The 23,166-nt window shown below is 64.9% G+C and carries 27 protein-coding genes and 3 tRNA genes; 20 read left to right on the top strand and 10 right to left on the bottom strand.

The genetic code is table 11. The features are described from left to right. Window positions 1–84: 84 nt before the first annotated feature. The 11 genes from VGG47_RS04215 to VGG47_RS04165 all read left to right on the top strand — a co-directional run bounded on the left by VGG47_RS04215 (window position 85) and on the right by VGG47_RS04165 (window position 10,034). Window positions 85–495 carry a Fur family transcriptional regulator gene (locus VGG47_RS04215; RefSeq protein ID WP_331535756.1) on the top strand — a complete coding sequence of 137 codons (411 nt, stop codon included), beginning with the start codon at window positions 85–87 and terminating at the stop codon, window positions 493–495. Then, window positions 492–1,328: a GNAT family N-acetyltransferase gene (locus VGG47_RS04210; RefSeq protein ID WP_331535754.1), complete on the top strand. Its 837-nt coding sequence runs from the start codon at window positions 492–494 to the stop codon at window positions 1,326–1,328. Before VGG47_RS04215 ends, VGG47_RS04210 begins: the two co-directional genes overlap by 4 nt. A gap of 45 nt (window positions 1,329–1,373) precedes the next feature. Further along, the gene (locus VGG47_RS04205; RefSeq protein WP_331535752.1) at window positions 1,374–1,880 is read left to right on the top strand and encodes an SspB family protein; all 507 of its coding nucleotides are present in this window, start codon (window positions 1,374–1,376) and stop codon (window positions 1,878–1,880) included. Between the two features lie 42 nt (window positions 1,881–1,922). Further along, complete coding sequence (locus VGG47_RS04200) at window positions 1,923–3,569, top strand: fumarate hydratase (protein WP_331535750.1); 1,647 nt, start codon at window positions 1,923–1,925, stop codon at window positions 3,567–3,569. Further along, a complete protein-coding gene (locus VGG47_RS04195) occupies window positions 3,569–3,964 on the top strand; it encodes a VOC family protein (RefSeq protein ID WP_331535748.1) in 396 nt (131 codons plus the stop codon). Before VGG47_RS04200 ends, VGG47_RS04195 begins: the two co-directional genes overlap by 1 nt. 213 nt (window positions 3,965–4,177) lie before the next feature. Further along, complete coding sequence (queA, locus tag VGG47_RS04190; RefSeq protein ID WP_331535746.1) at window positions 4,178–5,197, top strand: tRNA preQ1(34) S-adenosylmethionine ribosyltransferase-isomerase QueA; 1,020 nt, start codon at window positions 4,178–4,180, stop codon at window positions 5,195–5,197. Continuing rightward, window positions 5,194–6,315 carry a tRNA guanosine(34) transglycosylase Tgt gene (tgt, locus tag VGG47_RS04185; protein WP_331535744.1) on the top strand — a complete coding sequence of 374 codons (1,122 nt, stop codon included), beginning with the start codon at window positions 5,194–5,196 and terminating at the stop codon, window positions 6,313–6,315. Before queA ends, tgt begins: the two co-directional genes overlap by 4 nt. Next, a complete protein-coding gene (queF, locus tag VGG47_RS04180; protein WP_331535742.1) occupies window positions 6,312–6,776 on the top strand; it encodes a preQ(1) synthase in 465 nt (154 codons plus the stop codon). The genes tgt and queF overlap by 4 nt, the downstream gene beginning before the upstream one ends. Continuing rightward, a complete protein-coding gene (gene queG, locus VGG47_RS04175) occupies window positions 6,763–7,797 on the top strand; it encodes a tRNA epoxyqueuosine(34) reductase QueG (protein WP_331535740.1) in 1,035 nt (344 codons plus the stop codon). The genes queF and queG overlap by 14 nt, the downstream gene beginning before the upstream one ends. A 99-nt stretch (window positions 7,798–7,896) precedes the next feature. Further along, window positions 7,897–8,763: an acetyl-CoA carboxylase, carboxyltransferase subunit beta gene (accD, locus tag VGG47_RS04170; protein WP_331535738.1), complete on the top strand. Its 867-nt coding sequence runs from the start codon at window positions 7,897–7,899 to the stop codon at window positions 8,761–8,763. Further along, window positions 8,760–10,034 carry a bifunctional folylpolyglutamate synthase/dihydrofolate synthase gene (locus VGG47_RS04165; protein WP_331535736.1) on the top strand — a complete coding sequence of 425 codons (1,275 nt, stop codon included), beginning with the start codon at window positions 8,760–8,762 and terminating at the stop codon, window positions 10,032–10,034. The genes accD and VGG47_RS04165 overlap by 4 nt, the downstream gene beginning before the upstream one ends. A 138-nt stretch (window positions 10,035–10,172) precedes the next feature. On the opposite strand, the gene VGG47_RS04160 is transcribed toward VGG47_RS04165, so the two are convergent. The 9 genes from VGG47_RS04160 to VGG47_RS04120 form a co-directional block, all read right to left on the bottom strand. Next, the gene (locus VGG47_RS04160) at window positions 10,173–10,658 is read right to left on the bottom strand and encodes a GNAT family N-acetyltransferase (protein WP_331535734.1); all 486 of its coding nucleotides are present in this window, start codon (window positions 10,656–10,658) and stop codon (window positions 10,173–10,175) included. Between the two features lie 10 nt (window positions 10,659–10,668). Then, window positions 10,669–11,391, bottom strand: coding sequence for an acetoacetyl-CoA reductase (gene phbB, locus VGG47_RS04155; protein ID WP_331535732.1), 723 nt, complete (start codon window positions 11,389–11,391; stop codon window positions 10,669–10,671). Between the two features lie 296 nt (window positions 11,392–11,687). Further along, on the bottom strand, window positions 11,688–13,250 hold the full coding sequence (locus tag VGG47_RS04150) for a DHA2 family efflux MFS transporter permease subunit (RefSeq protein WP_331535730.1): 1,563 nt from the start codon (window positions 13,248–13,250) through the stop codon (window positions 11,688–11,690). Window position 13,251: 1 nt separating this feature from the next. After that, a complete protein-coding gene (locus VGG47_RS04145) occupies window positions 13,252–14,307 on the bottom strand; it encodes an HlyD family secretion protein (protein WP_331535728.1) in 1,056 nt (351 codons plus the stop codon). 61 nt (window positions 14,308–14,368) lie between these two features. Next, the gene (gene nusG, locus VGG47_RS04140) at window positions 14,369–14,899 is read right to left on the bottom strand and encodes a transcription termination/antitermination protein NusG (RefSeq protein ID WP_331535726.1); all 531 of its coding nucleotides are present in this window, start codon (window positions 14,897–14,899) and stop codon (window positions 14,369–14,371) included. A 9-nt stretch (window positions 14,900–14,908) separates the two neighbouring features. Further along, complete coding sequence (gene secE, locus VGG47_RS04135) at window positions 14,909–15,103, bottom strand: preprotein translocase subunit SecE (protein WP_331535724.1); 195 nt, start codon at window positions 15,101–15,103, stop codon at window positions 14,909–14,911. 37 nt (window positions 15,104–15,140) lie between these two features. Beyond that, window positions 15,141–15,217: transfer RNA gene (locus VGG47_RS04130), tRNA-Trp, on the bottom strand. Between the two features lie 149 nt (window positions 15,218–15,366). Next, window positions 15,367–15,440: transfer RNA gene (locus tag VGG47_RS04125), tRNA-Gly, on the bottom strand. A 102-nt stretch (window positions 15,441–15,542) separates the two neighbouring features. Beyond that, window positions 15,543–15,625 (bottom strand) — tRNA-Tyr (locus VGG47_RS04120). 69 nt (window positions 15,626–15,694) lie between these two features. Here VGG47_RS04120 and VGG47_RS04115 point away from each other — a divergent pair. Further along, window positions 15,695–16,618, top strand: coding sequence for a TrmH family RNA methyltransferase (locus tag VGG47_RS04115; protein WP_331535722.1), 924 nt, complete (start codon window positions 15,695–15,697; stop codon window positions 16,616–16,618). 143 nt (window positions 16,619–16,761) lie between these two features. Here VGG47_RS04115 and VGG47_RS04110 read toward each other — a convergent pair whose 3' ends face one another. Further along, a complete protein-coding gene (locus VGG47_RS04110; RefSeq protein ID WP_331535720.1) occupies window positions 16,762–18,159 on the bottom strand; it encodes a trypsin-like peptidase domain-containing protein in 1,398 nt (465 codons plus the stop codon). A gap of 77 nt (window positions 18,160–18,236) precedes the next feature. Here VGG47_RS04110 and VGG47_RS04105 point away from each other — a divergent pair, with 77 nt between their 5' ends. From VGG47_RS04105 to VGG47_RS04070, 8 genes are all read left to right on the top strand, one after another. Beyond that, the gene (locus tag VGG47_RS04105; protein ID WP_331535718.1) at window positions 18,237–19,286 is read left to right on the top strand and encodes an Mrp/NBP35 family ATP-binding protein; all 1,050 of its coding nucleotides are present in this window, start codon (window positions 18,237–18,239) and stop codon (window positions 19,284–19,286) included. Continuing rightward, window positions 19,286–19,729, top strand: coding sequence for a DNA polymerase III subunit chi (locus VGG47_RS04100; RefSeq protein ID WP_331535716.1), 444 nt, complete (start codon window positions 19,286–19,288; stop codon window positions 19,727–19,729). Before VGG47_RS04105 ends, VGG47_RS04100 begins: the two co-directional genes overlap by 1 nt. An 11-nt stretch (window positions 19,730–19,740) precedes the next feature. After that, window positions 19,741–20,325 (top strand): AtpZ/AtpI family protein, encoded by a 585-nt coding sequence (locus VGG47_RS04095; RefSeq protein ID WP_331535714.1) that lies wholly within the window; start codon window positions 19,741–19,743, stop codon window positions 20,323–20,325. Window positions 20,326–20,328: 3 nt separating this feature from the next. Beyond that, a complete protein-coding gene (locus VGG47_RS04090; protein WP_331535712.1) occupies window positions 20,329–21,081 on the top strand; it encodes a F0F1 ATP synthase subunit A in 753 nt (250 codons plus the stop codon). A gap of 38 nt (window positions 21,082–21,119) precedes the next feature. Then, entirely contained in the window at window positions 21,120–21,356 is a 237-nt protein-coding gene (locus tag VGG47_RS04085) for an ATP synthase subunit C family protein (RefSeq protein WP_325395237.1), read from the top strand. After that, a complete protein-coding gene (locus VGG47_RS04080; protein ID WP_331535709.1) occupies window positions 21,356–21,925 on the top strand; it encodes a F0F1 ATP synthase subunit B in 570 nt (189 codons plus the stop codon). Before VGG47_RS04085 ends, VGG47_RS04080 begins: the two co-directional genes overlap by 1 nt. A gap of 4 nt (window positions 21,926–21,929) precedes the next feature. Beyond that, window positions 21,930–22,448, top strand: a complete 519-nt coding sequence (locus VGG47_RS04075) for a F0F1 ATP synthase subunit B (RefSeq protein WP_331535707.1) — start codon at window positions 21,930–21,932, stop codon at window positions 22,446–22,448. A gap of 273 nt (window positions 22,449–22,721) precedes the next feature. After that, a complete protein-coding gene (locus VGG47_RS04070; RefSeq protein ID WP_331535705.1) occupies window positions 22,722–23,147 on the top strand; it encodes a MerR family transcriptional regulator in 426 nt (141 codons plus the stop codon). The last annotated feature ends 19 nt before the right edge of the window (window positions 23,148–23,166 follow it).

Raw genomic sequence — 23,166 nt, 5'->3', positions numbered from 1 at the left:
CCTCTATCTGGCGGGCGGGCGGCGGCGCCAAACGGCCCCCGGGAAGGCTGGACCGGAGAAACAGTTTGGGCCACAAGGCTCAAGATGGATATAAGCATCGAGCGCCTGTGCATAGAGAACGGGTTGAAGATGACAGGCCCGCGCCGGGTGATTGCCCGCGTATTGTCGGAGGCGACCGATCACCCGGACGTTGACGAATTGCATCGTCGCGCCAATCGAATCGATCCACGGATTTCGCTGGCCACGGTATACCGCACGGTGCGGCTGCTGGAGGCGAAGGGCATACTCGCACGGCGCGATTTGGGCAGCCGGCGGGCCCGCTATGAGCCCAGCGGTGAGCGCAATCACTTCCATCTGGTCGATCAGGAGAGCGGCTCCGTGCTGGAATTTGCAGCACCGCAGGCGGAAGTGTACCTGCGGGACATCGCCAGGCAGCAGGGGTTTGACGTGAATTTGATCAAGATTGAACTTTTCGGCCGGCGGATCGTGGAATGAACACCAACGTGGTGCCCGGCCTGCCGCGTTTTGAGCTGGGCAATGCCGCGCCGGGCTTTGCCGAGCTGCGCGCCGGCAATCTCGGCGTCCGTCTCGCGGTCACCGCCGATGAGCTGGATGCGGCGCAGGCGCTGCGCTACCGCGTGTTCTATCAGGAGATGGGCGCCGAGGCCGATGCGGCGACCACCGCCCGCGGGCGCGATGCCGACGCGTTCGACGCTGTCGCCGACCATCTGCTGGTGGTGGACCATGATCTCGGCGACGACGCCTCAGGCGTGGTCGGCACCTACCGGCTGATCCGCCAGGATGCCGCGGCCAGGCTCGGCCGTTTCTATTCGGCGGATGAATACGATATCTCGGTGTTCGACCAATTCCCCGGCGTGAAGTTGGAGCTGGGCCGCAGCTGCACCGCCGCCGCCTATCGCTCGCGCTCGGTCATGCAGCTGCTCTGGCGCGGCATCGCGGCCTATGTGTTCCATTACGGCGTGGACCTGATGTTCGGCTGCGCCAGCCTTGGCGGCACCGATCCGGACGCGCTGGCCGACGAACTGACCTATCTCGCCACGCACCATCTGGCGCCGGAGGCGATCCGCCCGCGCGCGCTGGAGAGCCGCTACGTGCCGATGCTGCGCCGCGATCCGGCCGGGCTGGACGCCAAGCAGGCGCTGATGCGTCTACCGCCCTTGATCAAAGGCTATCTGCGGCTTGGTGGATTTGTCGGAGATGGTGCGGTAATCGACCGCCAGTTCAACACCACGGACATAGCCGTGGTGGTGCAGACCGATCTGGTGACGGATAAATATTACCGGCATTATGAGCGCGATACGCGCTGATTTTTTGACGAAGCCTGCCGCCCAAGCGGCGGCTGGAGGACTGCCATGGCTGAAAACGATGACGTTATTCCCGATTCCTTGCTGCCCTACGACGACTGGATGCAGGAAGCTTTGCGCCAGGTGGCGGTGAGCGCGCTGCGCCATGCGGTGCAGAACGGCCTGCCCGGCGGGCACCATTTCTACATCACCTTCAAGACCACCTATCCGGGTGTGGACATCCCCGACCGGCTGCGGGCGCAGTACCCGGAGGAGATGACCATCGTGCTGCAGCACCAGTTCCACAGCCTCGGCGTCAACGATGCCGGGACGTCGATGTCGGTCGGCCTGTCGTTCGGCGGTGTGCCGTCGATCCTCACCATACCGTTCGCGGCCATTACCAGCTTCGCCGATCCGGAGGTCCGTTTCGGCCTGCAGTTCGAGGTGGCGGTGCCCGAGCCGGTCAAGGTGGCGGAGCTTCCCGCCGTTGAGAGCGACGCTGAGCCCGCCCGGCCGCATGACGGGCCCGCCGACGTGGTGAGCCTGGACGCCTTCCGCCGTCGCCAAAAGGACTGACGACGGGACTTTAAAAAAACCAACCGACAGAGAGACCGATCCATGACCGTGATGACGAAACGCAGCCCCGGCTTTGCCTATGCCCCGATGTTTTCCCTGGGAGACGACGACACGCAGTGGCGCAAGCTGGACATCGCCGGCGTTTCGACCATCGAGGTCGAGGGCAAGACGGTGCTGAAGGTCAGCGCCGACGCGCTCTCGGAGCTGGCCTTCGCGGCGTTCCACGACATCGCGCACCTGTTGCGCCCGGCGCATCTGGCGCAGCTGGCGAAGATCCTCAAGGACCCGGAAGCCAGCGAGAATGACCGCTACGTGGCGATGGAATTCCTGAAGAACGCGAACATCGCCGCCGCCGGCGTGCTGCCGATGTGCCAGGATACCGGCACCGCCATCGTGTTCGGCAAGAAGGGGCAGAGGGTCTGGGTCGAGGGTGACGAGGAGGAGGCGATCTCCTGGGGCGTGCACCGCACCTATACCGAGACCAATCTGCGCTATTCGCAGATGGCGCCGATCAGCATGTATGACGAGAAGAATACCGGCAACAACCTGCCGGTGCAGTTCGACATCATGGCCTCCCCCGGCGAGCACCATGCTGACGAATTCACGCTGATGTTCGTCGCCAAGGGCGGCGGATCGGCGAACAAGACCTTTTTGTACCAGGAAACCCGCGCGGTGCTGACGCCGGAGAAGCTGCTCGCCTTCATCGAGGCGAAAGCCAAGACGCTCGGCACCTCGGCTTGCCCGCCCTATCACCTCTCGATCGTCATCGGCGGTACCTCGGCGGAGATGACCCTGAAGGCCGTGAAACTGGGCTCGACCAAGTATCTGGACCATCTGCCGACCACGGGTGACATCAGCGGCCATGCGTTCCGCGACCTGGAGCTGGAGCGGCGCGTCCTGGAGATGACGCAGAGCATCGGCATCGGCGCGCAGTTCGGCGGCAAGTATTTCTGCCACGACGTGCGGGTGATCCGCCTGCCGCGGCATGGCGCCAGCTTCCCCATCGGCATCGGCGTGTCCTGCTCGGCCGACCGCCAGATCAAGGCCAAGATCACCAAGGACGGCGTGTTCCTGGAGCAGCTGGAGAGAGATCCGGCGAAATACCTGCCGGAAATCACCGACGAGCATCTGGGCGGCGACGTGGTCGCCATCGACCTGAACAAGCCGATGCCGGAAATCCTGGCACAGCTCTCGAAGCACCCGGTCAAGACCCGCGTGGCGCTGAACGGCACCATCGTCGTGGCGCGCGACATCGCCCACGCCAAGCTGAAGGAACGGCTGGACCGCGGCGAACCTCTGCCGGACTATATCAAGAACCACCCGGTCTATTACGCCGGCCCGTCGAAGACGCCGGAAGGCATGGTCACGGGCAGCTTCGGTCCGACCACGGCAGGGCGGATGGATTCCTATGTCGAGGAGTTCCAGGCCGCCGGCGGGTCCCTGATCATGCTCGCCAAGGGTAACCGCAGCAAAGCCGTGCGCGAGGCCTGCCACAAACATGGTGGCTTCTATCTCGGCTCGATCGGCGGCCCGGCCGCGGTGCTGGCGGAACACAACATCACCAAGGTCGAGGTGCTGGAATACCCCGAACTGGGCATGGAAGCGGTGTGGCGGATCGAAGTGAAGAACTTCCCGGCCTTCATCGTCGTCGACGACAAGGGCAACGACTTCTTCGCCGGGCTTGGCTGATGCGCTTCACCGTCGACCGGATCGACCATGTCGTGGTCTGGTGCGCTGACCTGGAGCTGGCCGCTGCCTGGTATCAGCGCGTGCTGGGCATGGAACGCGAGGAATATGGCGGGGAAAACCGCACCGCTTTGCGCTTCGGCGCGCAGAAGATCAACCTGCAGGAGACCGGCCATTCGCTCCTCTCGGGGAGCGATGAACCAGGCCCGGGGACACAGGAGATCTGCTTCGTCGTCGCCGTCCGCCCCGAAGACGCCATCGCCCAGCTCCACGCCTGCGGCGTGACCGTCGAACGCGGCCCGGTCGCCCGCATCGGCGCGCTCGGCGACGTCATGTCCGTCTATTGCCGCGACCCGGACGGCAATCTCATCGAACTCGCTTCGTACCTGGGAGCCTAAGTTCGTGGAGCAGCAAGGCCAAGGGGCGCTGCCCCTTGGAACCCCGCTAAGGGCTGAGCCCTTAGAACCCATTAGTAGGTTTGTGGAAGGCGCTGGCCCTGACCTTGTCACGGCCACGTATGCCAGCGCCTTCCACAAACCTTTTAGCGGATCGAACGGCGCCGCCGTTCGCAGGGGGTTCAGGGGGACAGAGTCCCCCTGGCCTTGCTTCTCATGAACCTGTCCGAGTTCGATTACGATCTGCCTGACCGGCTGATTGCCACGGCGCCGGCGCGGCCGCGGGATAGTGCGCGGCTGCTGCATGTGGGGGCGGGGCTGGCGGATCATGTGGTGCGGGATCTGCCGGGGTTGTTGCGGCGCGGGGATTTGCTGGTGGTGAACGACACCAAGGTGATTCCGGCGCAGCTGACGGCGATGCGCGGTGCGGCGCGGATTGGGATCACTTTGGACCGGCGGCTGGATGACGGGCGCTGGCGGGTTCTGCTACGCAACGCGAGGCGGGTGCGGGCGGGGGATCTTCTGGAGATCGATCCGGCGTTTTCCGCGACCGTGGATGCGGTTCTGGAGGGTGGTGCGGCGCTGTTGCGGTTTGCGGCGGACGATTTTTACGCCGCTTTGGCGCGCTCCGGCGCGCTGGCGCTGCCGCCTTACATTGCCCGGCCGGAGGGGATCACCGCGCAGGACAAGGCGGATTACCAGACGATGTTCGCCACGCATGAGGGCGCGGTGGCCGCTCCCACGGCGGGGCTGCATTTTACGCCGGAGCTGCTGGGCGCGTTGGCGCAGGCCGGGGTGGAGAGTGTGCGGGTGACGCTGCATGTGGGGGCGGGGACGTTTCTGCCGGTGCGGACCGAGAATGTGCTTGAGCACCGGATGCATGCGGAGCGCGGTTTTGTGTCGGCCGAGACGGCGGCGCGGATCCGTGCGACACGGGCAGCGGGCGGGCGGATTGTGCCGGTCGGCACCACGGCGCTGCGGGTGATCGAATCCGCGGCGGCGGGCGGCGAGATTGAGGCCTTCGACGGGGAGACGGATATTTTCATCATCCCCGGCTATGGCTTCAAGGTCACCGATCTGCTGGTGACGAATTTCCATCTGCCGCGTTCGACGCTGTTGATGCTGGTTTCGGCCTTTGCCGGCATGGAGCGCATTCGCGCGGCCTATGCGCATGCGATCGCGTCGGGTTACCGGTTTTATTCCTATGGCGATGCCTGTTTGTTGGAGCGTGCGTGAGTTTTTCCTTTGAATTAGCGGCCACGGATGGCGCGGCGCGGGCGGGCACGTTGCACACCGCGCATGGCGAGGTGCCGACGCCGACCTTCATGGCGGTGGGCACCGCCGGCACGGTGAAGGCGATGACTGCTGACGCGGTGCGGGCGACGGGCGCGAACATCGTGCTTGGCAACACCTATCATCTGATGCTGCGACCGACGGCCGAGCGCGTGGCGCGGCTTGGCGGTTTGCACAAGATGATGGACTGGCCGGGGCCGATCCTCACCGATTCCGGCGGGTTCCAGGTGATGTCGCTCGCCAAGTTGCGGAAGATGGACGAGACCGGGGTGACGTTCCGCTCGCATCTGGACGGTTCGGCGCATCATCTGACGCCGGAACGGTCGATGGAAATCCAGTATCTGCTGGATTCCACGATCACCATGGTGCTCGATGAGTGCACGAAGTTTCCGGCCACGCATGACGAGGCGGGGGCTTCGATGCGGCTATCCACGCGCTGGGCTAAACGCTCGCGCACCGCTTTCGTCGAGCGCGAGGGCTATGGCCAGTTCGGCATCGTGCAGGGCAGCGTTTATGAGGATCTGCGCCGGGAGTCCGCTGATGCGCTGCGGGAGTTGAATTTCGAGGGCTATGCGATCGGCGGCCTGGCGGTGGGCGAGGGGCAGGAGATGATGTTCGGCATGCTGGACATCACCGCGCCGATGCTGCCCGCGCAGAAGCCGCGCTATCTGATGGGCGTGGGCACGCCGGACGATTTGCTGGGGGCGGTGGCGCGCGGGGTGGACATGTTCGACTGCGTGATGCCGACCCGGGCCGGGCGCACGGCGAGGGCTTTCACCTCCCGCGGTGTCTACAACATGCGCAATGCGCGGTTCATCGATGACGGCGCGCCGCTGGATGAAGGCTGCGCCTGCCTGTGTTGCACGCGCCATTCGCGGGCCTATCTGCATCATCTGTTCCGGGCCGAGGAAATTCTTGGGCCGATGCTGCTGACGGCGCATAATCTCACCTATTATCAAGCGCTGATGCAGGGCGCGCGGACGGCGATCCTGGCCGGTGACTATGACGCCTATTGCGCGGCAGTCCGTGCCGGTTGGACGGATGGAGGACCGAAAAAATGACGGACGATCGTTACCAGGGGCTGAAGCAGCTCGGCGCCCACACCAAACAGCCGAATTCGCCGGAAGAGGCGGTGCTGGAGCGTGTGCCGGCGATGATGGGCGGCAAGAACGCGGTGGTGCGCTTCACCTGCCCGGAATTCACCTCGCTCTGTCCGATGACGGGGCAGCCGGATTTCGCGCATATCGTCATCGACTACATTCCCGGCGAATGGCTGGTGGAGAGCAAGTCGCTGAAGCTGTTCTTCACCAGTTTCCGCAACCATGGCGATTTTCATGAGGCCTGCACGCTGCAGATCGCGGACCGGCTGGTCGAGCTTTTGAGCCCGGTCTGGCTGCGCATTGGCGCGTACTGGTATCCGCGCGGCGGCATTCCGATCGACGTGTTCTGGCAGACCGGGGCGCCGCCTGACGGGGCGTGGATCCCGCCGCAGGACGTGCCGGGATATCGTGGCCGCGGCTGATGCCAAAACCGCGATCATCGCGCGGGCCCGGGCGCTGGGGTTCGATGCGATCGGTTTTGCCCAGGCCTCTTTGAGCCCAAAACGCGCCGCCGGGTTGCGCGAATATCTGCAGGCGGGCCGTCACGGCGAGATGCGCTGGATGGCCGAACGGGAAAAGCAGCGGGCCGACCCGAAGGCGTTGTGGCCGGAGGTGGTGAGCGTGATATCGCTCGGCCTTTCCTACGCGCCCGAAGGCGATCCGCTGGAGAATCTGTGCCGGAAGCAGGTGGGCAATATTTCCGTCTATGCCCGCAACCGGGATTATCATGACATCGTCAAAGGCAAGCTGAAGCATCTGGCGCAGGCCATCGCCGCACTTGGCAAGGGTGTTAAAGTGTTCGTCGACACCGCGCCGGTGATGGAAAAGCCATTGGCGATGCAGGCGGGGCTGGGCTGGCAGGGCAAGCATACCAACCTGGTGTCGCGCGCCCATGGCTCCTGGCTGTTTCTGGGCGAGGTTTTCACCACGCTGGAGATCGCGCAGGATGCGCCGCATGCGGATCGTTGCGGGTCGTGCCGCGCCTGCCAGGACGTGTGCCCGACCGAGGCCTTTCCCGCCCCCTATAAGCTCGATGCGCGGCGCTGCATTTCCTACCTGACCATCGAATATACCGGGCCGATTCCGGAAGAATTCCGCGTGGCGATGGGCAACCGGATTTATGGCTGCGATGACTGCCTGGCGGTGTGCCCGTGGAACAAGTTTGCGAAAGCGGGGCGGGAGCAAAAGCTGGCGCAGCGGGAGGATCTAACCGCGCCGCTGTTGGCCGAGCTGGCGGCGTTGGACGATGCGGCATTCCGCCAGAAATTCTCCGGCTCGCCGGTGAAACGCATCGGGAGGAACCGGTTCGTTAGGAACGTGGCGATCGCGATAGGCAATAGTGGCGATCTTTTGCTTATGCCTGCGGCGGAAGCTCTAGCGCGGGATGCGGATTCGGTGGTGGCCGAGGCAGGAGCCTGGGCGATGAAGCGGCTCAAAAATTAGGGGTCTGGGGCCTTCCGGCCCCAGCGGGTGCAGGGCGGAGCCCTGCCCGCCGGAGGCCATTGCTTTTCTTCCGTAATTAAAGAAGCTAAATCCCTTCCCATGAGCTGGCTCACCGAATTCGTCCGTCCGAAAATCCGTACCCTGCTGGGCCGTCAGGAGGTGCCGGACAATCTCTGGCATCAATGCCCGAAATGCCAGCAGATGATTTTTCATCGCGAGCTGGAGGCGGCGCGAAAGGTGTGCCCGCATTGCGGCCATCATATGCGCGCCACTGCGGCCGAGCGTCTGGCCTGGACCTTCGATGATGGGGTGTACACCCGCATCGATCTGCCGAAGGCGGTGGTCGATCCGCTGAAATTCCGTGACCAGAAGCGCTATGCGGACCGGCTGCGCGATGCGCAAAGTGCCACCAAGCAGGACGACGCGCTGTTGGTCGCGCACGGCACGGTCGGCGGCTGCAAGGCCGTGGTGGCGGCGATGTCGTTCGAGTTCATGGGCGGGTCGATGGGCGGTGCGGTCGGTGACGGGCTGGTGGCGGCGGCGCGTCTGGCGGTGCTGCAGGCGGCGCCGCTGATCGTCTACACCTCCTCGGGCGGCGCGCGCATGCAGGAGGGCTCGGTCAGCCTGATGCAGATGCCGCGCACCACCATCGCCACGCAAATGGTGAAGGAGGCCGGGCTGCCCTTCATCGTGGTGCTGACCGACCCCACCACCGGCGGCGTGACCGCCTCCTTCGCGATGCTGGGTGACATCCAGATCGCCGAGCCGAACGCGCTGATCGGCTTCGCCGGGGCGCGCGTGATCGAGCAGACCGTGCGCGAGAAGCTGCCCGAAGGGTTTCAACGCGCGGAATATCTGTTGGAGCACGGCATCATCGACATGGTGGTGCACCGCGCCGAGCTGACCGCGACGCTGGCGCGGCTGATCGACATGATGACCGCGAATAAGCGGCAAGTCGCCGCTTGACCCAGGCTGACGCCGCGCCGGAGGCGGCGCGCAGCGTGCATGCCAGTTTGGAGCGTCTGCACAAGCTCTACCCCAAGCTGATCGATTTGCGGCTGGACCGTTTGGTCCGGCTGCTGGCTGACCTGGGCGATCCACAGCTCTCATTGCCGCCGGTGATCCATGTGGCCGGCACCAACGGCAAGGGCAGCGTGTGCGCGTTCATTCGCGCCATCGCTGAGGCGGCCGGCTTGCGGGTGCATGTGTATACTTCGCCGCATCTGGTGCGTTTCAACGAGCGCATCCGTCTGGCAGGTTCGCTGGTGTCCGACGAACAGCTGGCGCAGGCGCTGGACGAGATCGAGGCGGTGAACGCGGAAAACCAGATCACGGTGTTCGAGGCGATCACCGCCGCGGCGTTTTTTCTGTTCGCCCGCGTGCCGGCGGATTTGTGCGTGGTCGAGGTGGGGCTGGGCGGCAAGCTTGACGCCACCAACGTGGTGCGGCCGGCCGCCTGCGCGATCACCTCCATTTCCATGGACCATCAGGATTTTCTCGGGGACCGGCTGGAGATCATCGCCGTCGAGAAGGCCGGGATCATCAAGCAAAACGTGCCCGTGGTGACCGGTTTTCTGGCCCCGCCGGCGATGGGGGCGGTCGAGGCGGCGGCCGGTGAGGCTGGCGCCCGGCTGCTGCGGCGCGGACGTGACTGGGATGTGGTGGAGACAGAAAACGGCCTGCGGCTTGACGGGCTGGACCTGCCGCGCCCGGCGCTGCTCGGCGCGCATCAGGCGGAGAATGCCGGCATTGCCATCCAGGCGCTGCGCGCCGCCGGGTTCGACCTGGCCGTGCCAGCCCTGGCCTTGGGTCTGAAAAGTGCTGAATGGCCGGCGCGGCTGCAAAGGCTGCGCGGCGCGCTGCTGGCGCAACTGCCGGCAGGTTCACAGTTATGGCTGGATGGCGCGCATAACCCCGGCGGCGCCGAGGCGCTGGCCACCCAGCTCGCCGCCTGGGACGGGCCGACGACGCTGGTCGTTGGCATGAAGCAGTCCAAGGACGTCACGGAATTCCTGCTAATCCTGCTCCCCCATGCGGCGCAAATCATCGCCGTGCAGGAGCCCGACCAGCATCTGGCGCTGCCGGTGCCCGAGATCATCGCCGCCTCGGGCGGCGTCGCGGTGCCGGGGCCCGATGTCCGCGCCGCACTGGCGCAGATCACGGCGCCAACGCGGGTGCTGATCTGCGGGAGCCTGTATCTGGCCGGGGAAGTGTTGAAACTGGACGAAGTGAAGTGAAGGACTACTTTTTGTGAACAAAAAGTAGCAAAAAAACTTTGCTATGCTGGGTCATGGGCGTTGTCGGCGACAACGCCCATGACCCAGCATAGCGCAAAATTTTTGCGCCGCTTTTTTTAAAAAGCGGCCGCTTCCTTCCTAAAGCTTCTGGAACATCAGCAGCGCGTCGACATCCCCGTGTGTGGGATGGCGGAACGCGCCGGGTAGGCGGCAGAGCGTTGCAAAGCCCATGCTGGTCCAGAGTTTCACGGCGCGCTCGTTTGTGGACACCACGAGGTTGAACTGCATGGCGGCAAAACCGCGCGCGCGGGCGGTGGCGAGCGAGTGTTCGCACATCGCCCGGGCGATGCCGCGGCCGGTGGCGCCCGGTGCGGTCATGTAGCCGCAATTGGCGACATGCGCGCCGTTGCCCGTCTGGTTGGCGCGCAGATAGTAGGTGCCGAGGAGTTTTGTGTCCTCGGCGGCGGCGAACGTCTCGTGGTCCGGCGCGGTCCAGTAGGCGAGGGCGTGGGCTTTGCTCATGTCGCGCGGCAGCGGGTAGGTTTCGCCGGCGCGGATCACGGGCTCCAGGATCGCCCACAGCGCGTCATGGTCGGCTTCCGTCACCGGCCTGATGGTGAACATCGCGGCGGTCTCAATACATATGCTGGCCGCCGTTGATGGAGAGTGTCGAGCCGGTGATGAAATCGGCCTCGTCGGCGGTGAGAAACACCACGCCGCGGGCGATGTCCTGCGCCGTGCCGAGCCGGCCGCGGGGGATTTTCGCGACGATCTTTTCCAGCACCTCGGGCGGCACCGCGCGCACCATTTCGGTATCGACATAACCTGGCGCCAGGGTGTTGGCGGTGATGGCGTAGCGCGCTCCTTCCATCGCCAGGGCCTTGGTGAAGCCGTGGATGCCGGCTTTCGCGGCGGCGTAGTTCACCTGCCCGTATTGGCCGGCCTGGCCGTTGATCGAGCCGATATTGACGATCCGGCCGAATTTCTTCGCCTTCATGCCCTCGAAGCACACTTTGGCGAGGTTGAAGCAGGAGCCGAGATTGGTGTCGATCACCTCATCCCACATCTCGCGCGTCATTTTCGCGATGGTGGTGTCGCGGGTGATGCCGGCATTGTTGACGAGGATGTCGATTGTGCCGTGTTTCGCGGCGATGGCGGAGACCGCGGTCGCGCACTGGTTGAAGTCGCCGGCGTCGAAACGCACCGTCTCGATCCCGGTTTCGGTGGTGAAGGCTTCGGCCGCCGCGGTGTTGCCCGCATAAGTGGCGATGACATGCCGTCCCGCTTGCTGCAGTGCGACACTGATTGCCGCCCCGATGCCCCGTGTGCCTCCGGTAACCAATGCAATGCGCGCCATATTTTTTTCCTCCTCTTTTTTTAGGCTAGAATAGATTTTTGGGGGCCGGAAGCGACGACCCGGCTATACGAACAGCATGGCACGAATCTTCATCGTAACGACATGAATTTCTACAAGTTTTAAGCGGAAAGCGCCATGCGGCATTGATGCAGATCAAGCGGCCGCTTTTTGAAAAAAGCGGCGCAAAAACTTTTGGTTACGCTGGGCCATGGGCGTTGTCAGCGACAAAGCCCATGGCCCAGCGTCGTAAAGTTTTTTTGCTACTTTTTGTTCACAAAAAGTAGCCGTCCTTTCTTTTAATGCGCGCCCGGTGCTGCGGCGCCGGCGGGGCGGCGGAGAAACAGCGTGGCGACTACCGCCAGCACCATGCCGCAGCCGAGCAGCGCGAACGCGTCGCCATAGGCGAAGTAGTTTGCCTGCAACTCGATGGTGCGGCCGATCGTGATCACGGCTTCGTGCTGCGCCGCAGCAGGATCGGCCATGCCATGCGCCTCGAAATAGCCGGTCAGCATGTCCAGCCGCTCGCGCGTCGCCGGGTCGAGCAGGCTGACCTGCGGCGTGATGATCGCGGAATGGAATTTCTCGCGGTTGGTGACGAAGGTCTGCACCGTCGCGATGCCGATCGCGCCGCCGAGATTGCGCAGCATGTTGAACAGCGACGAGGCGGAGCTGGAATCCTTCAGCGGGATGCCGGCGGTGGCGATCATGGTGATCGGCGGGAACACCAGCGCCTGGCCGACGGCGCGGATCAGGTTCGGGATCAGCAATTGCGGGCCACTGTCGTCGGGGCCGAGATTCATGTTGAGGAAGGTGCTGATGGCGAACAGGATGAAGCCGAGTGCCAGCAGCCGGCGCGGATCGACCTTGCGCATCATCCAGGGCACGAAGGGGATGATGAGCAGTTGCGGCAGGCCGATCCAGGCCATCACCGCGCCCGATTGCCGGGCGCTGTAGCCATGCGCTTCGGCGAGGTAGAGCGGGATGAGATAGACTGCGGAATACAGCACGAAGCCGAGCATCACGTTGGCGGCGCTGGAGAAGGCGAAATTCCACATCTTAAACAGGCGCAGGTTGACCAGTGGCGTTTTGTTGCCGGGGCGCAGCTCCTGGAACAGGAAAGCGATCAGCCCGATGGCTGAGATGATCGAGAGGTGCACGATAAAGGGCGAGCCGAACCAGTCGTCCTTGTTGCCCTCCTCCAGCACGATCTGCAGCGCGGCGAGGCCGACCGCCATGGTGGCGATGCCGAGCCAGTCGCCCTGGCGGAATTTTTGCAGCTGCATCGGCGACGGCTGCAGGCCCCAGAACAAAGCCGGCAGCATCAGCGCGCCGGGGATCAGATTCAGGAAGAAGATGTAGCGCCAGCCATAGATGTCGGTGATCGCGCCGCCGATGGTCGGGCCGATCGCCGGCGCGAAGGTGGCAGTGAGCGCGAACGCGGCGAAGCCGATCGGGCGCGACGCCGGCGGCAGCAAGGTGATCACGCAGACCAGCGAGAGCGGGATGAGCACGCCGCCGAAAAACCCCTGGAGCGCCCGCAGCGTCACCATTTCCGGAAAATTCTCGGCGAAGCCGCAGGCGGCGGAGAAGGCGAGAAACAGGATGGTGCTGACGATCAGGTAGCGGCGGAGTGAAAATACCTGCGACAGCCAGCCCGAGAGCGGGATGACGATGATCTCGCCGATCAGATAGGCGGTGGAGATCCAGCCGCCATTGTCGAGCCCGGTGCCGATGCCGCCCTGGATGTCGGGCAGCGAGGTGTTGACCACCTGGATGTTCAGCACCGCCATGAAGGCGCCGATCAGCGCGCCGCCGACCGCGACCCGGTTGCGCAGCGGAATCGGTTCGGCCGAGGCCATCTCAGCCGCCCGCGCGGGTATCGATGGAGGGTTCGACCGAGAGACCGGGGCGCAGCTTGCCGATCAGCTCCGGGGTCAGATGCAGGTAGATTTTCACCGGCACGCGCTGCACGATTTTCGTGAAATTGCCGGTCGCGTTGTCGGGCGGCAGAAGCGCGAATTCCTGGCCGGAATCGGGGAACACGCTGTCCACCCAGCCGGTGACCTTGAGGTTCGGGAAGGCGTCGACATCGACATCGACCTGCTGTCCGGGCCGGATGTTGGTGATCTGCGTCTCCTTGTAGTTGGCAAGGACATAGACCTGGTTCATCGGCACGACCGCCATGATCTGCGTGCCGGTCTGCAGATAGTCGCCCAAGGCCACGGTCTTGTCGCCGACCACGCCGTCGAACGGCGCGCGGATATCGGTGTGGCTGAGATTGAGGGCGGCCATCTGGATGCGGGCTTCGGCCTGTTTCAGGCTGGCCTCGGCCTGGGCGAGGTCGGCGTTCAGCACATCCACCCGGCGTTCTGCGCCGGTCAGCCCGGCCTGGTCGGCGGCGAGCGTGGCGCGCGCGGTGGCGAGATCGGTGGTGGCGCGGTCGGTGGTCTGGATCGGGCTGGCGCCGGTGGCCGAGAGGCGGGCATAGCGGTGCTGGTCTTGCGTGGCGAAGACGAGCTCGGCCTGGTCGCCGGAAATTTTCGCCTGTGCTGCGGCGATGTTCGTCTGCTGCAGCGCGAGCTGGGCCTGGTCGTTGGCGATGCTGGCGCGCGCCGCGGCGGCGTCGGCCTGCGCCAGGCTCAGGGCGTTCTCATAATCGCGTGGGTCGATGCGCACCAGCAGCTGGCCGCGCGTCACTTTCTGGTCCTGGTTGACCGCGACATCGGTGACATAGCCGCTCACCTTGGCGGCGATCAGGCTGGAATCCGCGGCGATATAGGCGTCATCAGTGGAGACGAAATACTGGCCGACCAGCAGGTACTGGACCAGCCAGATGGCGACGGCGACCACCACGACAGCGCCGCCGAGAACCATCAGCCAACGTGTTGTTGGGTTAGATTTTCTTACGTCGGACAAGCGGCAACCCCTCGATTACATTGCCGCGGACATAAGGGTTAGCCGGCAAATTGCAAGCCGGTCAGAGTTTCTCCACCTGACCGTATTCGAGATCGACCGGGGTCGAGCGGCCGAAAATCGAGACCGAGACTTTCACCCGGCCCTTGTCCTCGTCGACCTCTTCGATCACGCCGTTGAAGCTGGTGAACGGGCCGTCGGCGACGCGCACCTGCTCGCCGACCTCGAAAATCACCGCCGGGCGGCGCGTCTCGCTGCCTTCCTCGGCCTGCTTCATGATCCGCTCGGCCTCGCTGTCGGAGATCGGCGTCGGCCGCGTCTTGCTGCCGAGGAAGCCGGTCACTTTCGGCACGTCCTTCACCAGATGCCAGGCATCGTCGGACATATCCATGTGCACCAGCACATAGCCGGGGAAGAACTTGCGCTCGGTGTTCACTTTTTGCGCGCGGCGCACCTCGGTGACCTCTTCGACCGGCACAATGATCTCGCCGATCTGCTCGGTCAGGCCCTTGAGATCCGCCTGTTCCTTGATCTGGGTGGCGATTTTTTTCTCGAACCCGGAATAGACGTGCAACACATACCAACGCTTGGCCATTTTTATTCCTTAACTCCCGACGCCGAACAGGGCGCGCATGCCGGCGCCGATGAGCTGATCAACGGTCAGAAAAAACACAGCGGTCACAATCACCATGGCGAGCACAAGCCCCGTGGTTTGCACGGTTTCCTTGCGCGAGGGCCAGGTGGTCTTCGCCGCCTCGGCGCGCACTTCGCGCATGAACTTCACCAGGTTGAACGCCAATGCCGACTCCAAAACAGCCATGATGCGCCGGGTGGGATGGCAGGGGCGGAGGGTCTCGAACTCTCAACCTCCGGTTTTGGAGACCGGCGCTCTAGCCAATTGAGCTACGCCCCTAAAAATCCACACCAGCGTTAAGCGCGCGTTCCACACGTTGGCGCGCCCGCTGTCAAGTCTCTGTCTCATATCCGGCCGCCGGGCGGTGCCGTCTATGCAGGTTTTGCATCCCGCTCCGGCAAAAAGAGCGGAGCAAAAAACGCAGCGAATGGAGCGGGTGACGGGAATCGAACCCGCACACCCAGCTTGGAAGGCTGGGACTCTACCGTTGAGCTACACCCGCAAAAAAGTTTTTTAGCCCGATTTGCATCTGGCCGCCCCACCAGCCCCAGATGCAAAATGCGCTACGCGGGGGTGAGACGGTTGCTGCAAACCTCAGACAGTATGGAAGGGGTTGGATTCGAACCAACGTAGGCGTACGCCAGCGGATTTACAGTCCGCCCCCTTTAGCCACTCGGGCACCCTTCCGTATGGGCTGTCCTTTCTCCGATCGGGCTTTGGTTGTCAACGGAAAGACCGAGGGATAGTGAACGCGCCATGACACAAAATCGTCCCCCTAAATCCCGGAACGGCCGGCCCGGCGCGCGTGCGCAAGGGCCTGGCGACGTTGCGGAGCGTCGCCCGAGCACCTCCGGCGGCCGGCCTGACCGCGCGGAGTCCGGTGGGCAGGGCCGCCCGCATGGGCATGAGCGCGGCCGCAGCCAAGGCCGTGGCGAACGCGCGCCGGCGGTGCCGGCGGGGGCGGTGTGGCTGTATGGCACGCATGCGGTGGCGGCGGCGCTGGCCAATCCGGCGCGCCGGCTGCGCCGGCTGGTGATCACCGAGGAGGCCCAGGCGCCGCTCGCAGCGGAATGCCCGGCGCCCTGGCCGATCCAGCCGGAAATCACGCCGCGCGAACGCATCGACCAACTGCTCGGCGCCCGTCAGGGCAGCGGCATCGTGCATCAGGGGGTGGCCCTGCTCACCGACCAGCTGACCGCGCCGCCGCTTCTCGACGCGCTGAAACGACCTGGGCCGATTCTCGTGCTCGACCAGATCGCCGATCCGCGCAATGTCGGTGCGCTGATGCGCACCGCGCGGGCGTTCGGCGCCGCGATGGTGATCGCCCAGGAGCGCAACGCGCCGGAAGAGACCGGAGCGCTGGCCAAAGCCGCCTCGGGCGCGCTCGAACTGATCCCGCTCCTGCGCATCGTCAATATTTCGCGCGCGCTGAGCGTGCTCAAATCCGCCGATGTCTGGGTCGTCGGGCTGGACGGCAGCGTGCCGAACCGGCTGAACGGCGCGTCCTTCGCGGGGCGCCGCGTGGCGCTGGTGCTGGGCAGCGAGGGCGAGGGCATGCGCCGGCTGACGCGCGAGACCTGCGACGAGGTCGCCGCACTGGCCATGCCCGGCGGCATGGAAAGCCTGAACGTCTCCGCCGCAGGGGCGGTCGCGCTCTACGAGCTGACGCGCACGCTGTAGGAAAAAAGGAAGGCTACTTTTTGTGAACAAAAAGTAGTTTTTTGCTCCTTTGGGCCATGGGCGTTGTCCCAGACACAGCCCATGGCCCAGCATAACAAAATTTTTTGCGCCGCTTTTTTTAAAAAGCGGCTGCTTGCTTCCTTTTACGGGATCGGCACCGGCACCCAGCGCGGGCCGGGATCGCTGCCATCGGCGACGTCGCCGCTCACCAGCAGGGTTGCCACCTTCGTGTCCCCCGTCCTCAACGTTTGCAGCTGGCTTTGCAGCGCCGTGGCCGTCGCCACGGTCTGGCCGGAGACTTCCTCGATCACATCGCCGGCGACGATGCCGGCTTGCGCCGCCGGGCCGTTACCGGCGACCGCGGTGATCGAGACGCCGGCTTGTGTCGGCTTCGCCGCGACCGTGAGGCCGAGGGACGTGACGTCGACCGGCGGGGGCGGGACGTGGGCGCTGGGCAGTGTGTCGGCGGTCTGGGCCGGCGGTACGGTCAAAGTGAGCGTCGTCTGTCGCTTGGTTCCGTCCTGCCAGAACTGCGCCACAGTGCTCTGCCCGGCGGGGATTTCCGCGGTGCGGATGAGCAGCGCGCGCGGATCCGTCACCGGCACGCCGCCCAGCGAGACCAGCACGTCGCCCGGCTGCAGTTTGCCGGTGGCCGGCCCGTCGGCGGCGACGCCGCCAACCAGCGCGCCCGCGGTGTCAGGCAGGCCGAGCAGGTTCTGGATCGCCGGCGTCACCTCCTGGGTGGAGACGCCGAGCCAGCCGCGCGTCATGTTGCCGGTGTTCTTCAGCTCATATGCCACCGGCATGGCCATGGCGGAGGGGATGGCGAAGCCGATGCCGATCGAGCCGCCGGAGGGCGAGTAGATCGCCGAATCCACGCCGATCACCTGGCCTTGCAGGTCGAACAGCGGGCCGCCGGAATTGCCGCGATTGATCGCCGCGTCGGTCTGGATGAAATCGTCGTAGGTGCCTTCGTTGATGTTGCGGTTCAGCGCGCTGACGATGCCGGCCGAGGTGCTGCCCGGCAGGCCGAACGGGTTGCCGATCGCCAGCACCCAGTCACCGACCTGCAGTTTTCCCGAGTTGCCGAAGGTCACGAACGGCAGTTTATGCCCGGCATCGATTTTCAGCACCGCGAGATCCGCCGCCTTGTCGCGGCCGACCAGGGTGGCGGGCAGGATCGTGCCGTCCTGCATGGTGACGGTGATCGAGGAGGCGCCGTCGATCACGTGATTGTTGGTCAGCACGTAGCCGGCGGGATCGAAGATGAAGCCGGAGCCCAGCGCCTCCTCGGCGCGTGGCGGCGGCAGGACCGTGCCGGCGGCAGGCGTGGTGTCCATGGTGGGGTGGTCGGCGCTGCCGCTGCCGCCCAGCGTGTCGTCCGGCGTGGCGTTCACCGGGTCGGTACTGGCGATGCTGACCACGGCCGGCATCACTTTTGCCGCGAGGTCCGCCAAGGCCGGCGGTTCGGGCGGGGCCGCATGCGCCGCGAAACCGGCGAGCAGCAGGGGGGCGCAGAGCAGGCAGGTCAATTTGGTCATGATAAGAAGTGTGCGGTCGCGGGGCGATCTGCGCAAGGGTCTGGACAGGGGGCGGGCCTGGGTTAAACCATAGCGTCATGACCGAAAACGATATCCGCGCCGCCCTCGCTCCCTTCAATCTCAAAGAGATGCTGGAGGGGGTCCATGTGCAGGGGGGCCTGGTGCAGGTGACCCTGGCGGTGAAACGCGAGGAGGCACCGAAATTTGAAGCGCTGCGCCGCGAGATCGAGGCGAAACTTTCCGCCCTGCCCGGGGTGCGCAACGCCGCCGTGGTGCTGACCGCGCAAAAAGCCGCCCCAGCGCAGGCGCCGGCCGCGCCGCAAGAAGTGCCTCTGCTGCCCGAGGTGAAAGCCGTGATCGCGGTGGCCTCCGGCAAGGGCGGTGTGGGCAAATCCACCGTGGCGGTGAACCTTGCCGTGGCGCTGGCACAGAGCGGGCTCAAGGTGGGGCTGCTGGATGCCGACATATACGGCCCGTCGTTGCCGCGCATGCTGGGGCTGAACCGCAAGCCGCAGGTCAAGGACGGCAAGATGCTGCCGCTGGAGGCCTGGGGGGTGCGCTGCATGTCGATCGGCTTCCTGGTCGAGGAGGAGACCGCGATGGTATGGCGCGGGCCGATGGTGACCGGGGCGCTGAACCAGATGCTGGCCCAGGTGGAATGGGGCGCGCTGGACGTGCTGGTGATCGATATGCCGCCCGGCACGGGTGATGTGCAGCTGACGCTGGCGCAACGGGCGAAGCTCGCCGGTGCCGTGGTCGTCTCCACCCCGCAGGACATCGCCCTGATCGACGCACGGCGTGGCGTCAAAATGTTCGAGCAGGTGCGGGTGCCGGTGCTCGGGATCGTCGAGAACATGTCGTATTTCTGCTGCCCGAACTGCCAGCACCGCAGCGACATCTTTGGTCATGGCGGTGCTGCGGCGGAGGCGGCGCGCATCGGCGTGCCGTTCCTGGGCGAGGTGCCGCTGCTGCTGGAGATCCGCGCGACCGGCGATGCCGGCACGCCGGTGACCGCCTCTGCCCCCGACAGCGAGGCGGCGAAAGCTTTCGCGGGCATCGCCGCGCAAGTGCGCGCCACGCTCGGCAAGGCGGATCAGAAGACCGGGCCGCGTATCAGCATCGAGTGATGGCCGAGATCGGCTTCTATCATCTGACCCGGACCGACATCGCGGCGGCGCTGCCGCCTTTGCTGGGGCGCACGTTGCAGGCGGGGGAGCGGGCGCTGGTGCTGTGCCCGGACCAAGCCCAGGTCGCGGCGCTGGACGAGGCGCTGTGGCGCTGCGCCACGCCGGACTGGCTGCCGCACGGCACGCAAGCCACGCCGCACCCGGAATGGCAGCCGATTTTTCTTGCCGCGGAGAACGTCAATCCGGCGGGGGCGGCGTTCTTGTTCCGCATCGGCGGGGCACAAGCCGAGAGCGGCGCCTATAAGCGCGTGTTCGATCTGTTCGACGGCAATGACGCCGACGCGGTGGCGGCGGCGCGCGTGCGCTGGCGCGAGGCCAAACAGGCGGGCCACGCCTTGACCTACTGGAAACAGACGGAAGCTGGCTGGGAACGGGCGCAGTAAGACTTCTTTTTGTGAACAAAAAGAAGCAAAAAAACTTTATTTATGCTGGGCCATTGGCGTTGTCGGCGCCAACGCCCACGGCCCAGCATAAAAAAGAAGTTTTTGCGCCGCTTTTTTCAAAAAGCGGCTGCTTTCTTTCTCCACGAAGCTGGCGCTGGCGCCGGGCCGCCCCGGATGCCATGAATGTAACGCAGTGTGGCTCGGTATTCTTGACAGGGTGTGGGGTGATCGGTAGCAACCCCGGAAACTCCAGGCGGCGTAGAACCGCTGAAAACAGGCGCATGAACGACGGTCGGGACAAAGAGACTTTTGAGCAGCGGCTTGCGGCAGCGCAGGCGGCGGCGGAAGGTCAGGCGAAGCGGGACTCAGCTCACAAAAGTGCTGGGTCGGCGGAGCGCGCGATCAATCTGGCAATGCGGTTGGGAGTTGAGCTGGTGGCCGCCATGGTCATCGCCGTGGTGATCGGGTGGGGGCTGGACAAGCTCTTTCATACCACGCCGTGGCTGATGGTCCTGATGGTGCCGGTGGGTATGGTAGCCGGCTTGCGCAATCTGGTGCGCGCGGCCGGGACGAAACAGGCGGCTGACGAGGAATAGAGTATGGCAGGCCCAACGATCGACGCGCTCGGACAATTCCGCCTGACAACCGGGCTGGGGCCGCTTGGCCGCGCCATCGACTTCACCAACTCGAACGAGGCGATGCTGGCCAGCGCCGTGATCGTCGTGATCCTGTTCGCGATCGGGCTGAAGAGCCGCGCTCTGGTGCCGGGCCGGATCCAGGCGCTGGTCGAGCTGCTCTATGAATTCGTGCACAACATGTGCATGGACACGATCGGCCCGGAGGGGCGGAAGTTCTTCCCCTTGGTGTTCACCATTTTCAGCTTCATCCTGCTCGGCAACCTGATCGGCCTGTTCCCGTATTTTTTCGCGTTCACCAGCCATATCGCGGTGACGCTGACGATGGCGCTGTTCGTGTTCCTGTTCTCGACCGGGGTGGGATTCTACACGCACGGCTTTCGCTTCTTCAAATTTTTCGTCCCCGCCGGCGTGCCGGGCTGGCTGTTGCCGCTGCTGGTGCCGATTGAGATCATCTCCTACCTGTCGCGGCCGGTTTCGCTCTCGGTGCGTTTGTTCGCCAACATGACCGCTGGTCACGTGATGTGGGAAGTGTTCGCCGGCTTCATGCTGCTGCTGACCGCCAGCCTCGGCGTGGTCGGTGCGGTCGCCGCGATCATTCCGCTTGGGCTGAACGTGGCGCTGGTGGCTCTGGAATTGCTGGTGGCGGGGCTCCAGGCCTATGTTTTCGCCATCCTCACCTGTCTGTATCTGCACGACGCCGTGCATATGCACTGATCGTCTCCGGTTAGAATTTCTCGAAAGGAATAGAGTTTATGGATCCTCAGTCAGCCGCCCTTCTCGCCAAGGATATCGGAGCGGGCCTCGCCACCATCGGTGTTGCCGGCGCCGGCGTCGGTATCGGCAACCTGTTCGGCTCGTTCGTGTCCTCGGTCGGGCGCAACCCGGCGGCTCGCGACGCCATGTTCCGCGACGTGCTGCTTGGCTTCGCGCTGACCGAAGCGGTGGCGCTGTACGCGCTGGTCATCGCGCTGGTCATTCTGTTCACCTGATGCGCCGTCTCGCCGCCATCGCCCTGCTGAGCCTCACGCCCGCCGCCGCCATGGCGGACGGGACGATGCCGCAGATGGATTTCAAGAATCCGCTCACCCTGGACCAGTTGGGGTGGATGGCGGTGATTCTGGTCGTGCTGTATTTCCTGCTGTCCCGCTGGGGACTGCCGGAAATGGGCAAGGTGCTGGCCAACCGCGCCACGGCGATCGAGCGTGATCTGACCGCTGCGCGCATGGCCAAGGCGGCCGCCGACCAGGCGATGGTGGCGCTGAACGCGTCCCTGAGCCAGGCGCGCCACCTCGCCCAGGCGCAGGTCGCCGCGGCGGTGGAGAAGGCCAAGGCGGAGGCGGCGTTGAACGCCGCCGCGCTGAACGCCAAACTGGACGAAAAACTGGCGCAGGCGGAGGCGCAGATCGCAGCGGCCCGCGCCCAGGCCATGGCGGCGATCAAGCCGGTCGCCGAGCAGGCGGCACAGACCATCCTGGTCCGCCTCACCGGCACCGCGCCGGAGAGCAGCCAGCTGGATCAGCGCGTCGACGACGCCCTGGCGGCACGGAAGGCGGCATAGGCAGATGGAATACCAGGCGCTTCACAACACTCCCTGGATGCATGGCTCATTCTGGGTCTTCGTCGCGGTCGTCATTTTCGCGATCCTGGCCGGGCGCAGGATCGTCGGTGTCCTGACAAGCATGCTCGATGCGCGCACCCAACAGGTGCGCGATGCGCTGGACGAGGCGGCGAATCTGAAGGCCGAGGCCGAAGCGATGCTGCTTGAGGCCCAGGCGGCGCAGGCCCAGGCGATCAAAGACGCGGAGCAGATTCTCGCCTCCGCCCAGGCCGAGGCGGCACGGATGGCGGCGGCGCTGGCCGCCGAGGCGCAAGCCACGGCCAAGCGGCGCGAACGGATGGCAATGGAGCGCATCGCCGCGGCGGAAGCTTCCGCCGTGAACGAGGTGCGGGCCGCAGCGATCGACATCGCCACGGCCGCCAGCGCCCAGCTGCTGCGCGACACGTTCGGCGCAGCCGCGGATGCGGCGATGATCGACCAGTCGATCACCGGCGTGCCGGCGGCGCTGCGCCAGGCGATCTAACGTATAGTGAAGCAAGCAGCCGCTTTTTAAAAAAAGCGGCGCAAAAATTTCTGCTATGCTGGGCCTGAGGCGGTGTCCGCGCCAACGCCCATGGCCCAGCATGAATAAAGTTTTTTTGCTACTTTTTGTTCACAAAAAGTAGCCTTTCCCTTCGCTGCGTTTCGCATGCTGGACAAGGGCCAAAAGTTTCCGTATACGTCAATCAAAACCTCTAAGCGTTAAATACGGGAAAGCGGCATGCAATTGTCCACGGCAGCAGCAAAAGGCGTCGTCATGCAGACCAGAACCAAGCCGGTCTCCGGTGCCACGGAAAATGATTCGACCGCACTTTATTCGGTGAGCCAGCTCGCCGGACAGCTCGGGGTCACGGCACGGACCATCCGCTTCTACGAGGACAAGAACCTGATCACGCCGCAGCGGGCCGGCACCACGCGGGTCTACGGGCTGCGCGACCGGGCTCGGCTGATCCTCATCCTGCGCGGCAAGCGGCTGGGGTTCTCGCTGCGCGAGATCAAGGAGTTGCTCGACCTGTACGACGCCGATCCGCAGCACCATGTGCAGTTGCGGCAATTGCTGGTGGCGATCCGCAAGCGGGTGACGAAGCTGCAGGAGCAGCGTGTCGCCATCGACGAGTGTTTGGGCGAGCTGCAGGAGATCGACCGGCAGTGCGAGGACGTGCTCGCCAGCCGCGCCAAATAGACGCCGGATAAAAATGACG

Source organism: Acidocella sp. (genome assembly GCF_036489515.1).
Lineage (GTDB): Bacteria > Pseudomonadota > Alphaproteobacteria > Acetobacterales > Acetobacteraceae > Acidocella.
This window is presented reverse-complemented; position numbering and strand designations above follow the sequence as displayed.